Origin of the sequence: Caldanaerobacter subterraneus (assembly GCF_004345675.1) — a bacterium.
GTDB classification, from domain to species: Bacteria; Bacillota; Thermoanaerobacteria; order Thermoanaerobacterales; family Thermoanaerobacteraceae; genus Thermoanaerobacter; species Thermoanaerobacter subterraneus.
Genome location: NZ_SLWU01000042.1, coordinates 1 through 12,008, shown reverse-complemented (window position 1 = coordinate 12,008; position 12,008 = coordinate 1). Strand labels below are relative to the sequence as shown.

Here is a 12,008-nt window from a genome sequence, read left to right as displayed (position 1 = left end):
GTCGCTGCCGGAATAAATGCTCCTCAGTAGCTCAAGGGTAGAGCAACCGGCTGTTAACCGGTAGGTTGTAGGTTCGAATCCTACCTGAGGAGCCAACTATTTTAGATAAAAATTTTTGATTTAGAAAAAGGAATTTAGTTAGATTTGTCGTATTTATATTAATAGAGAAATGACATTAATAGTTGACACGATGTAGTTATGTAATGTAAAATTAAAGTGTGCGGATGTAGCTCAGCGGTAGAGCATCAGCTTCCCAAGCTGAGGGCCGCGGGTTCAAATCCCGTCATCCGCTCCAAGAAAATGAAGGGTTCGAGGCATTTCATAAGATGCCCGAACCCTTTTTTGGTGCTTACTTTATATCTTGACATAATTTTATTTTTTTATAAAAATTTATTTGTACTGCCTCTACACAATAATTTTCAAATGAAGGTGAAAAAATGCTTACGGGAAAAGTGGCCATTGTAACCGGTGGTGCTGGAGATATAGGAAGACGCATATGTATTGAATTAGCAAAAGAAGGGGCTTCTGTTGCTATACACTACAATAGCAGTTACGAAAAAGCAGTGGAGCTTAGGGATTACATAAGAGAAAATTTCAGCTATGCAGAAATTTTCCAGGCGGATATAAGTAATAGAAAACAAGTGGACGAGATGATAGATGAGATTTACAGAAAATTTGGACGCATTGATTATTTGATTAACAACGCAGGAATTGCACAGATAAAACCTTTTGTAGAAATAACAGAAGAAGATTGGGACAGGATGATGAATGTCAACTTAAAAGGGCTTTTTAACTGTACTCAAAGTGTTTTAAGGTATATGCTCCCCAAAAAGCAAGGGAGCATAATAAACATTTCTTCAATCTGGGGAATTTCAGGGGCTTCCTGTGAAGTGCATTACTCCGCCTCTAAAGGAGGAGTTATAGCTTTTACTAAGGCTTTAGCAAAGGAATTAGGGCCTTCGAAAATAAGGGTAAATTGCATTGCGCCTGGAGTTATTGATACCCGGATGAATAACATTTTAAATGGAGAGGACAAAAAGCATCTTATTGAAGAAATACCTTTAATGAGCATAGGAAAACCTGAGGACGTGGCAAACGCAGTCTTGTTTTTGCTTTCTGATAAGGCGAATTTTATAACAGGTCAAGTGATTACAGTAGACGGGGGCTTTATATAGTTTCCTTTAATAAATTTACTTCTTCTTCTGTCAATTCTCTCCATTCTCCAGGCTCTAAATTTTCATCTAACTGGAGCTTTCCCATACAAAGCCTTTTAAGGTATAATACTTTCTTTCCTATTGCTTCAAACATTCTCTTTACCTGGTGGTATTTTCCTTCTGTGAGGTAAACATACACTTTGGAAATATCGGAAGATTCAATTATTTCTAACTGCGATGGCATTGTCCTGTATCCATCTTCAAGTATTACTCCTTCTTTAAATTTTTCTGCGTCTTTTTCAGTTATTTTTCCTAATACTTCGGCATAGTATTTTTTTACCACTTTTTTCTTTGGAGAAAGGAGTTTGTGGGCAAGCTCTCCGTCGTTTGTTATTATAAGTAGGCCTTCCGTGTCTTTATCAAGCCTTCCTACAGGAAAGACTTTTCTTAAAGCAATTTCCTCCGGAAGAAGGTCTATCACGGTTTCTTCGGATTTGTCGTGGGTTGCACTGATGACTCCTTGGGGTTTATTCATCATCACGTATATAAATTCTTTGTATTCTACTTTTTCCCCATCGAATAAGACCTCATCTTTTTCTGTATCTACGGTTTTAGAAGGGTCTAATACTATCTCTCCATTTACCTCTACTAAACCGTCTTTTATGTACTTTTTCACTTCTTTTCTTGTACCTATTCCCATATTTGATAGCAATTTGTCTAATCTCATTTTTGCCATAACAAACCCTCCTTTTGGTTGCTTTTTAATTATACCACATATTCTTTTCTTTAATTAACTTTACTTTTCAAGTAAATTTCCAGCATTTAAACTGGCTTAAACGTATAAGTGACAAATTAATGGATGATTTCGGATAAATTCAAGTAAAATGTCGAATAATTAAAGTAAATTTTACTTGATAATTAAATTTAAATGGAGTATAATTTTATATGAGAAAACGATTATCAGAGGTGTTGAGCTTGACCACTACAAAACGCAAAAGAGTCACAATGAAGGATATAGCAGAGAAATTAAATTTATCAATTAATGCTGTATCTTTAGCTCTGAATGACAAGGTAGGGGTGAGCGAAGAGACAAGGAAGTTAGTTATAAAAACTGCAGAAGAGATGGGGTATTTTGAGGAAAATCCATCGTTTTTATCAAAAAGCCATTTAAAAAACATATGTCTCATAATAGAAGAGAGAAATTTTAAAGATACTAATTTTTACACTAAGGTCATATGGGGAATTGAAAATGAAGCAAAGGCTAATGGATACGACGTTTTAGTTAATTTTATGAAAAAAGATTTATTTGAAATTCCATCTTGCATAGAAAACAGGAAGGTTTCGGGGATTTTGGTAGTGGGGACTATAAAAGACGAATTTCTTGCAGAAATTTTAAGCTACAATATTCCGACGGTTTTAGTAGACCACGCTTCTTTTATGTTTAGCACTGATGCCGTTCTTACACAGAATATTCCGGGGAGCTATAGAGGGACGAAGTACTTAATAGAAAAAGGGCATAAAAAAATTGGTTTTTTTGGAGAAAAAGACTTTTCTTTAAGCTTTAGAGAAAGATGGCTGGGATTTAAGGAAGCCATGAGAGACGCTGGTTTACCTGTAAATGAAGACTACTGCGTTACTGAGGATGTTGAAAGGCACGTGCTTAGTAAAAATTATGAGGAGGTTGCAAATAGATTAAAAAAATTAAAGGAATTTCCTACAGCTTGGGTTTGCAGTAATGACAGCAATGCTATAACTTTGTATAATGCCCTAAATATAATGGGTATAAAGGTTCCTAAAGATGTGTCTATTGTTGGCTTTGATGATATAGACATGTGCAATATTGTGACGCCGCCTTTGACTACTATACACATAAACAAAGAGCTTATGGGTATAAAAGCTGTAAAAAGGCTTTTGTGGCGCATGGACAATCCTAAAGAATTCCATGACCACATAAGAATGGAGGTGGGATTTGTAGAAAGACAATCTGTTAGAGAATTGCTGTAATTTAAATTCAATTAGGAAAGAAGAGGGGGAAAAACAATGAATAGCGTGCTTAAAAAATTTATTGCGATTTTTGTAATTGTTTTCTTTACAGCTGGGATTTTCGCCGGATGCGGTCAACAGACCAAACCGTCACAAGAGGCTACTCAAGAGACAAAGCCACAGGAAACCGTAAAAACTGGAGAAATAAGACTTGCTACAGATTGGCCATTTCCATTCCATGGCAATCCATTTGGTCCTGGCGGTGTAGGTGGTGCATGGTGGTTTGTATATGAACCCTTTGCTTATTACATTCCTCAGACAGGTGAATACATTCCTAGGTTAGCTGAGAGCTGGAAAGTGGAAGAAAACAAAGTTACAGTTAATTTGAGGAAAGATGCAAAGTTTAGCGATGGGGAACCTTTTACTTCCAAGGATGTAGTAAATACAGTAAATTTCATACAGGCGATGTGGCAGTGGCCTTATGACATAGAATCAGTAGAAGCACCTGATGACCATACAGTGGTATTCAATCTCTCAAAGACAAGTTCTTCATCCTTTGTGCATACCCTTCTGACAGATGGAGCGATGGCTTCTTTGGCGCCTGTGCATGTGTACAAAGATTTTGTAGACCAAGCTAAAGAAGTGGCTGACTTGGGTAAAAAGATATTCTATCTTCAGACAGAAGGAAAACCTGTTCCAGAAGATATGAAGACAGAGTATGAAAAGAAATCTGATGAATTTAGGAAGAAAGTCAATGATTTTGCGCCTTTTAAGACTTTGGGGAAATTGCCGGTGGTAGGTTCTTTTGAACCGGTAAAGGTTACGCAATCAGAAATGGAAATGAAAGCAAACAAATACCATTGGGCATCTTCTCAGATGAAAATTGATAGGGTTATCTTCAAGAAATGGTCTTCAAATGAGTTTGTATGGGCATCTTTAATCTCTAATGAAATTGATGCGGCTCATCCTTCTATGCCTAAAGATGTTGTAGAACAACTTTCTACATTGAATCCGAAATTGCACGTATTGACAGTTTCGGATCTATCAGATATATCACTGGTGTTTAACTTCAAGAAGCCTTTATTTAAAGACCTAAACTTGAGAAAAGCTATTGCTCATATTTTGGACAGAAACAAAATAAGAGATGTATCTGTGTGGCAAGCGAACAGCTATGAGAACTATGCTGACGGCATTTTAAAGAGCATGGAATCCAAATGGATAACCCAAGATACGTTGCAGAAACTTACAAAGTATAATACTGATACAGCTGCTGCAGAGGAAATATTGAAAAATGCTGGATACAAGAAAGTAGGAGATACATGGCAACAGCCTAATGGACAGCCTGTAGCGTTTACTCTGTCAGTATACGGTCCTCACAATGACTGGGTATTAGCTGCAAGAGAGGTAGTCCAAGAGCTTAATAGCTTTGGGTTTAAAGTGGAGATGAAGCTCATTCCTGAAGGGATGAGAGACCAAGTAATGAGAAGTGGAGATTATGACGCGGCTATTGAATTTGGTTCTGCATGGTGGGGTTATCCTCATCCTTTGACGGGTTATCAGAGATTGTATGACGGCGATGTGTCTGCAATAACCAGCTTCCCTGCAAAAGACAAGTATAACACACCTTGGGGAGAACTCTCGCCGTATGATTTAGTACTGGAATTGCAGAAGAATCTCCAGGATGAGAATAAAGCTATGGAGATAATACAACAGCTCGCATACATTACAAACGAGTATTTGCCAGTGATACCTCTTTATGAGAAAGTATTGCCTATTTACTACAATGACGGGTACAGAGTTACAGGATGGCCGTCAAAAGAAGACCCAATTTGGTCATTGGCGCCAGGAGGAATTGAGAGAGTATACGACCTTCTCATTACCACAGGTAAGCTAGTCCCAGTAAAATAACAAATAACAGGCGGGGATAAAAGATGAATTACTTTGTAAATAGACTATTGTATCTACTTGTAGTGTTTGTTATTGCCATAAGCGGGGTGTTTGTTTTAGTCAACAATATGCCAGGCGACCCCGCTTATGGCCTGGCTGTTTATATTGCCCAACAGAGGAATATGCAGTTTGAACAGGCGCTGGAGATAGCTCATAAGATGATGGGAATAGACCCTCATGAGTCTGTAGTAACAAGATATGTAAAATTTATGAACAATCTCTTAAGAGGGAATTTTGGTTATTCTACTTTTTACAACACTAGTGTAAATGAAATCATAGCGAGGGCTTTGCCTTGGACTTTATTTGTGATTTCTTTGGCGACTTTTATAAGTTTTAGTATTGGAATTTACCTGGGGGCATTTGCTGCTCAAAAAAGGGGTAAAACAATAGATACTCTTATTTCTACTCTCGCTAGTATAATTCAGGCAATTCCGCCTTTTATACTAGCAGTATTAATCTTATTTGTTTTCTCTGTAAGATTTAGACTTTTGCCTCTTGGAGGAGCTTATCCTGTGGATATGGAACCTTCTCTGTCGATAAGTTTTATCGGGAAGGTTTTACTTCACGCAGTTGGCCCCATTTTAGCTGTAGCTATACCTCAGATGGCTTCTTGGACTTTGTCTATGAGAGGTAACACTGCACAGGTTATGGAAGAAGATTTTATAAGATTTGCTGAAATGAGAGGATTAGCAGATTCTGTGATTGCCTCTAAGTATATAAGGAATAATGCAATGCTTCCATTAGTGGCAAGTCTGGCAATTGGGATAGGGTATATGTTAGGAGGACAAACACTTGTTGAATCAATATTTAATTATCCCGGAATAGGATTTTACTTTGGAAAGGCAATTGCAGTAAGAGACTTTGGGCTTTTAACAGGACTTTTTAGTTTAATTGTAATAGGTGTAATAGTGGCAACTTTTGTAGCAGATTTTGTGTACGCATTAATTGATCCGAGGGTGAAGTTAAAATGAGAAAAGAGAGTTTGAAAAATTTTTATTATGATTATATACAACCGCTTTTGGTTAATAAAAAATCATTAATTGGACTTATCATACTAACCTTCTTCATTTTGATGGCAACTGTTGGACCTCTAATTGTACCTTTAGATATGACTTCTAATTTTGCAGAAAGATATCAGAAGCCTTCTTTAAAGCATCCTTTTGGGACGGATTATTTCGGGGTGGACATTTTTCAACAAATTGTTCACGGTTCTAGATCTGTAATATCTCTTACAATGCTTGCTAGCTTTTTTGCAGTTCTTATAGGTACAGTAATAGGGGTTGCAAGAGGTTACTTAGAAGGGATTGTAGGCAGAGCAATAGATGCTATTATAATGGTTTTCTTGGTTATACCTTCTTTTCCTGCGCTTCTCATATTAGCGGCAGTATTTATGAATTACAATTTAAACGTGGTGGAAATCGCCTTGTTAGTGGCTGTTTGGCTATGGGCTCCACTAGCAAAGCAGATCTCTGCTCAAGTGCTTTCTTTGAAGTCTAAAGAGTTTGTTGAAGCTTCTAAAATGCTTAACATGCCTTTAAGATATATATTATTTAGTGATATTGCAAAACTTTTGATTCCCTACATTTTTATCAACTTTGTAATGCAGATAAAAGGAGCAATGGAATTTTCTGTTGGGCTTATGTTTCTAGGGTTAGCTAAATTTGACCCAACCCACTGGGGTATAATGTTAAATTACGCGCTCTATCAAGCAGGAGCCTTGTATACTGCTAAAGGATTTCACTATATATTTTTCATAATCTTAAACATAGTGCTTCTAATTTACGGCGGAATACTCTTATCACAAGGGGTTGAAGAAGTATTCAACCCGCGTCTTAGGGGGAATGAATAATTGAGCATAATCATAAGAGTTGAGGACTTAAGAGCAGTTTATTTAGTAAGAGAAGGGACTATAAAAGCTGCTGATGGGATTTCGCTAGATATTTTGGAAAACTCCGTAACTGCTATTGTAGGGGAGAGTGCTTCTGGTAAAAGCACTATAATTGAAGCTATGACAAAGACCCTTCCACCTAACGGTAGAATTTTATCAGGTAGAGTTTTATATAAAGGAAAAGACCTTCTTACTATGAGAGAAGAGGAATTGAGGAAGATTCGCTGGAAAGAGATTGCATTAGTACCGCAAGCTGCTCAGCAGTCTTTAAACCCGACAATGAAAGTAATAGAACATTTTAAAGATACAGTAGAAGCTCATGGGGTGAGATGGAGTCATAGCGAACTAATAGAGAAAGCTTCTGAAAAATTGAGAATGGTCAGATTAAACCCAGAGGCAGTATTAAATTCTTACCCTTTACAGCTTTCTGGTGGTATGAAGCAAAGGGTTTTGATCGCTCTGGCGCTTTTATTAGACCCAGTAGTTTTAATTTTAGATGAGCCTACTTCTGCATTAGATGTTTTAACACAGGCTCATATAATACAGCTTTTGAAAGAACTTAAAAAAATGTTGAAGATCACACTGATTTTTGTAACACATGACATTGCTGTAGCAGCGGAACTGGCGGATAAGGTCGCAGTTATATACGGCGGAAATTTAGTGGAGTACAACTCTACTTTTCAGATATTTAAAAATCCCCTGCATCCGTACACAAGAGGGCTTATAAATTCTATTATGGCTGTGAATGCAGATATGTCAAAGGTAAAGCCAATCCCAGGAGATCCGCCTAGCCTTTTAAATCCACCTTCTGGGTGCAGATTTCATCCAAGATGTGAATATGCTATGGAAATATGCAAAAAAGAAAAACCCAAATGGATAAGGTTAGATGGAGAAGCGCACGTGGCATGTCATTTGTATGAAGAAGGGAGACCATTAAAATGAGCAAGATAATTGAAATTAAAGATGTAAGCAAAGTATTTTCCAGAGGCTTTTTTAAAAAGAAACACAGAGTGGTTTTAGAAGACATAAATTTAGAGATCTCAAAGGGAGATAGGCTTGTCATAGTAGGAGAAAGCGGAATGGGGAAAACAACTCTTGCGCGTATAATGGCAGATTTAGAAAAACCTTCTTCTGGGGAAGTTTTGTGGTTTGGGGAGGACATACACAAAATAGACAAAAGAAGAAGAAAGGAATTGAGAGGAAAAGTTCAATACGTTCACCAAGACCCTTATGCTTCTTTGCATCCAGCGAAAACTATATACAAGATAATTGCAGACCCTTTGGCGAATGCCCAGAGAGTAAATGGGAAAACTCTTTATCAAAGGACAAAAGATTTACTGGAAAAGATAGGCCTTGTGCCAGCAGAATACTTTTTTAACAAATATCCTCACCATTTATCAGGTGGAGGCAGACAGAGATTGGCTATTGCTAGAGCTTTAACTACGGACCCAGAGGTTATAATTGCCGATGAACCTATAAGCATGATTGATATGTCATTAAGGGCAGCTATAATAAAACTTTTTAAAGATTTAAATGACCTTTACGGAATAGCAGTTGTGTTAGTTCTTCACGATATAGGAGCTGCAAAGTACTTTACTTTTGAAAAAGGAGAAATTGTTGTACTCTACGGCGGGAAGATAGTGGAAAAAGGAAGAGGAATCAGGATATTGGAAAATCCAGCTCATCCTTATACAAGAGTTTTGATAAACTCCAGTCCTATTGCAGACCCTGAGCTTGCTAGGAATAGAGTATTAGAGCAGTTGAGGTCTTATGATGTGCCTATAAGAACTAAAGAGAGCAAAGGGTGTCCTTTTGCTCACGCCTGCAACTATTACACTGAGAAGTGCAAAGAAGAAGTTCCGCCTTTGGTTACTATAGAAGAGGGACATCAAGTAGCCTGTCATGTCTTTGGAAAGTAAAGGTGAGAAAGTGTGAATGAAAAGTTGGCTTTTTCTATTTCTATATTAGTAGTTTTCTTATCTGTACTTTGGATGGTTGCTTTTAGAAAAAGCGGCGGAGAATTTTTGCTCGTATTAGCTTCTGTGTTTTTTTCATTGCTTACTGTTTTGATGATAATGGCAAATAAGTACAAGAAAAAAAGATGAGGAGAAATTTTAATTGAACAGAAAAAGTAATGGAGGAGATGAGATGGATATCTTCAAAAGAACCTTTATCCTAGGAGCTAATTACTGGCCAAGAAATCACGGGATTGAAATGTGGAAAGAGTGGAATTATGAGGAGATAAAAAAGGAATTTATAGAAGCCAAAAACTTGGGGCTTAATGTCATGAGGATAAATCTTTTTTGGGAGGATTTTCAACCTCAGCCGGATGTAATTTCTGAAGAAGCCATACAAAAATTTGACGAGCTTATAAAAATATGCAATGAAGTAGACATGAGAATTGCTCCCACTTTTTTTGTGGGACATATGAGCGGAGAGAATTGGGATGTTCCGTGGCGGGAAGGAAAAAATATATACAGCGATTCTTACATGCTAAGATACCAGCTCAAGCTAGTGAGGTTTTTTGCCGAAAGATATAAAGATCAAGATGCTATCCTGTTTTGGGACCTGTCAAATGAGCCAGACAACTACGTAAAAGCAAATTCAAGGCATGATGCGTGGCTTTGGAATTATGTTTTGTCAAATGAGATAAAAAAGTATGACAAAAAACATCCTGTGACGCTGGGAATTCACCAAGCTTCTCTTCTTACAAATAATAATTTCTATCCAGAAGACATGGCGGAAGGAAATGATTTTCTGTGTATGCATTTTTATCCCATATACACAGATGTTTGTTTAGACCCTGTCAACTCTACAAGAAGCACTTATATGGCTCCTTTTTCTGTGAAATTGACTAAAGGGATGGGGAAAAAAGATGTTTTAATGGAGGAATTTGGAGCTACAACCTTGATGATGGGAGAAGAGGTAGAAGGGGATTATTACAGGGTAGTGCTATACAGTCTTCTGGCAAATGGATCTATCGGTGCTATTGCCTGGTGTTTTGGGGATTTTTCTGTAGGAAAAAGACTACCTTATAATTCTACTCCTTTTGAAACTCAATTTGGCATTACTACAGTGGAGGGCAGACCTAAAAAAGCTGCTCTTGAGATGAAGGCATTTTCTGAATTTTTAAGGGAAGTAGAATATGAGAAGTTAAGACCTAAGGAAAGCGATGCAGCGATTATAATTCCTGATAAATACTATGAAGCTTTGTTTGTGGGGAAAGATTACACGCCGGAGAGGAATTTTAGAATTTTACTCAATAGCTTTATATTGGCAAAACAAGCAGGACTTGATGTGGACTTGATAAGACCGGAGGATGATTTTAAAAAGTATAAACTCTTGATAGTGCCATCTGCCTATAGGAAGGGGCATTTGACTTACTCCCAATGGCTTAAGGTCATGGAGTTTGTCAAAGAAGGTGGGACTCTCTACCTTTCTTACGATGGAATCGCTATTGAAGGTTTTGAAGAGGTTTTTGGCGTAAAAATAGAATATTTCATGGTGCCAAGAGAGGAAAATGTAGAAATTGAATCAGAAATTTTGCCTGCTAGGCTTGAGTTTAAGGCTTTACCTTCTAACAAAAGGCTTATTTTAAAGCCGATAAAAGGAGAAACAATAGCAAAAGATAAAGAAGGCAATCCTTCAATAATAGTAAATCAGTATGGAAAAGGAAGAGCAATTCTTGTGACCTATCCAATAGAGCTTTATCTAAGTTACATGCCAGATGTATATAAGAGCAATGAATCTTTTAAGATTTATCAACTTGCAAAAAGATTAGCTGGCATTGTTTATGAAGTGGAGGTAGATTCGCCGTATGTGGAAGTAAAAGAATTTAACTTTGAAAACAGAAAATTAATTTTGCTTATAAACCACGAAAATGAGGAGGTGAGGATTGGGGTAAAATTAAAAGATAAAGGGAGGTTTAATGAGAAAATTGAAGATTTAGTGAATAAAAGAGAGATTAACCCTGAAAACTTCGCTATAGCACCCAATGGAGTAGTTGCATTTTGGCTTAAAAAGGGGGTATAAATAATGTTCAGATTGGAAAGATTAAGGGATAAGCCTATCCTCTCTCCAATAGAAGAACACGAATGGGAAAGGGCTGCGGTTTTTAATGCTGCTGCTATATACGAAGATGGGAAAGTGCACCTTTTTTACAGAGCCTCTAACAATAAATTTGTGTTAAATATCGAAAAACCGCAGGAAGAAAATAAATTCGTGTCCTCTATTGGATATGCTGTAAGTGAAGATGGCATTAATTTTCAGAGATTTGACAAGCCTATCCTTGTGGGGGAAACTCCTCAGGAGGCTTGGGGTGTAGAAGACCCCCGAATCACAAAGCTAGAAGGAAAATACTATATGCTCTATACTGGATTTGGAGGTAGGGACTGGTTAGATTTTAGAATCTGCATGGTATGGTCAGAGGACCTAAAAAGCTGGGAAGGACATAGAATAGTATTAGATGAACCTAATAAAGATGCAGCACTTTTGTCCGAAAAAATAAATGGCAAGTATGTACTTTTTCACAGGCGAATGCCTGACATCTGGATTGCTTATTCAGAAGATTTGGTTAACTGGCATGACCATGAAATTATAATGTCTCCTAGGAAGGGATGGTGGGACTCTAAGAAAATAGGCATAGCGGGACCCCCACTCAAGATGGAAGATGGCTGGCTTTTAATCTACCACGGAGTCGATGAAAACAACGTGTACAGGCTGGGAGCAGCGCTTTTGGACTTGAAGGACCCGTCAAAGGTTATAGCAAGGCAAGAAGAACCTATTTTAGAGCCGGAGTTACCTTGGGAAAAAGAAGGATTAGTGCCAAACGTAGTATTTAGCTGCGGCGCTGTGGAGATAGATGGAGTATTCTACGTCTACTACGGTGCAGCTGATACGTGCATAGGCGTTGCAGCTGTGGAAAAACAAAAAGTAAAATTTTAAAAAGACAAACGGTAAAATGTCAAGGGGGTAATTAAAAAATTTTTGAGGCATTTAAAGGGCAAAAAGACAAAAAAATACCCTTCTTCCAACAT

The 12,008-nt window shown here is 37.5% G+C and carries 11 protein-coding genes and 2 tRNA genes; 12 read left to right on the top strand and 1 reads right to left on the bottom strand.

Annotation, left to right across the window (positions count from 1 at the left end; translation table 11 throughout):
* The first annotated feature begins 20 nt into the window (after nucleotides 1–20).
* From EV203_RS12425 to ymfI, 3 genes are all read left to right on the top strand, one after another.
* Nucleotides 21–95 (top strand) — tRNA-Asn (locus tag EV203_RS12425).
* Between the two features lie 125 nt (nucleotides 96–220).
* Nucleotides 221–295, top strand: a tRNA-Gly gene (locus tag EV203_RS12420).
* A gap of 142 nt (nucleotides 296–437) precedes the next feature.
* Nucleotides 438–1,175, top strand: a complete 738-nt coding sequence (ymfI, locus tag EV203_RS12415) for an elongation factor P 5-aminopentanone reductase (protein ID WP_011024572.1) — start codon at nucleotides 438–440, stop codon at nucleotides 1,173–1,175.
* Here the strand turns inward: ymfI and EV203_RS12410 are convergent.
* Nucleotides 1,168–1,890, bottom strand: coding sequence for a pseudouridine synthase (locus EV203_RS12410; RefSeq protein ID WP_009610537.1), 723 nt, complete (start codon nucleotides 1,888–1,890; stop codon nucleotides 1,168–1,170). The two genes, ymfI and EV203_RS12410, sit on opposite strands and share 8 nt — an antisense overlap.
* A gap of 209 nt (nucleotides 1,891–2,099) precedes the next feature.
* Here EV203_RS12410 and EV203_RS12405 point away from each other — a divergent pair, with 209 nt between their 5' ends.
* From EV203_RS12405 to EV203_RS12370, 9 genes are read left to right on the top strand one after another with little or no spacing between them, the layout of a single operon-like run.
* Complete coding sequence (locus EV203_RS12405) at nucleotides 2,100–3,158, top strand: LacI family DNA-binding transcriptional regulator (protein ID WP_132040821.1); 1,059 nt, start codon at nucleotides 2,100–2,102, stop codon at nucleotides 3,156–3,158.
* 36 nt (nucleotides 3,159–3,194) lie between these two features.
* Complete coding sequence (locus tag EV203_RS12400; protein ID WP_132040820.1) at nucleotides 3,195–5,045, top strand: ABC transporter substrate-binding protein; 1,851 nt, start codon at nucleotides 3,195–3,197, stop codon at nucleotides 5,043–5,045.
* A gap of 23 nt (nucleotides 5,046–5,068) precedes the next feature.
* A complete protein-coding gene (locus tag EV203_RS12395) occupies nucleotides 5,069–6,055 on the top strand; it encodes an ABC transporter permease (protein WP_009610540.1) in 987 nt (328 codons plus the stop codon).
* Nucleotides 6,052–6,933, top strand: a complete 882-nt coding sequence (locus EV203_RS12390) for an ABC transporter permease (RefSeq protein ID WP_011024574.1) — start codon at nucleotides 6,052–6,054, stop codon at nucleotides 6,931–6,933. Before EV203_RS12395 ends, EV203_RS12390 begins: the two co-directional genes overlap by 4 nt.
* Nucleotides 6,934–7,914, top strand: a complete 981-nt coding sequence (locus tag EV203_RS12385) for an ABC transporter ATP-binding protein (RefSeq protein WP_009610546.1) — start codon at nucleotides 6,934–6,936, stop codon at nucleotides 7,912–7,914.
* Nucleotides 7,911–8,891 (top strand): ABC transporter ATP-binding protein, encoded by a 981-nt coding sequence (locus EV203_RS12380; protein WP_132040819.1) that lies wholly within the window; start codon nucleotides 7,911–7,913, stop codon nucleotides 8,889–8,891. Before EV203_RS12385 ends, EV203_RS12380 begins: the two co-directional genes overlap by 4 nt.
* Nucleotides 8,892–8,903: 12 nt before the next feature.
* A complete protein-coding gene (locus tag EV203_RS13480) occupies nucleotides 8,904–9,077 on the top strand; it encodes a hypothetical protein (RefSeq protein ID WP_011024576.1) in 174 nt (57 codons plus the stop codon).
* Between the two features lie 43 nt (nucleotides 9,078–9,120).
* Nucleotides 9,121–11,004, top strand: coding sequence for a beta-galactosidase trimerization domain-containing protein (locus EV203_RS12375; RefSeq protein WP_041587252.1), 1,884 nt, complete (start codon nucleotides 9,121–9,123; stop codon nucleotides 11,002–11,004).
* 3 nt (nucleotides 11,005–11,007) lie between these two features.
* The gene (locus EV203_RS12370) at nucleotides 11,008–11,916 is read left to right on the top strand and encodes a beta-1,2-mannobiose phosphorylase (protein ID WP_132040818.1); all 909 of its coding nucleotides are present in this window, start codon (nucleotides 11,008–11,010) and stop codon (nucleotides 11,914–11,916) included.
* Nucleotides 11,917–12,008: the final 92 nt, after the last annotated feature.

Coding starts and splice junctions, on each gene's coding strand:
- ymfI (WP_011024572.1), top strand. CDS start 438: ATGCTTACGGGAAAAGTGGCCATTGTAACCGGTGGTGCTGGAGATATA.
- EV203_RS12410 (WP_009610537.1), bottom strand. CDS start 1,890: ATGGCAAAAATGAGATTAGACAAATTGCTATCAAATATGGGAATAGGT.
- EV203_RS12405 (WP_132040821.1), top strand. CDS start 2,100: ATGAGAAAACGATTATCAGAGGTGTTGAGCTTGACCACTACAAAACGC.
- EV203_RS12400 (WP_132040820.1), top strand. CDS start 3,195: ATGAATAGCGTGCTTAAAAAATTTATTGCGATTTTTGTAATTGTTTTC.
- EV203_RS12395 (WP_009610540.1), top strand. CDS start 5,069: ATGAATTACTTTGTAAATAGACTATTGTATCTACTTGTAGTGTTTGTT.
- EV203_RS12390 (WP_011024574.1), top strand. CDS start 6,052: ATGAGAAAAGAGAGTTTGAAAAATTTTTATTATGATTATATACAACCG.
- EV203_RS12380 (WP_132040819.1), top strand. CDS start 7,911: ATGAGCAAGATAATTGAAATTAAAGATGTAAGCAAAGTATTTTCCAGA.
- EV203_RS12375 (WP_041587252.1), top strand. CDS start 9,121: ATGGATATCTTCAAAAGAACCTTTATCCTAGGAGCTAATTACTGGCCA.
- EV203_RS12370 (WP_132040818.1), top strand. CDS start 11,008: ATGTTCAGATTGGAAAGATTAAGGGATAAGCCTATCCTCTCTCCAATA.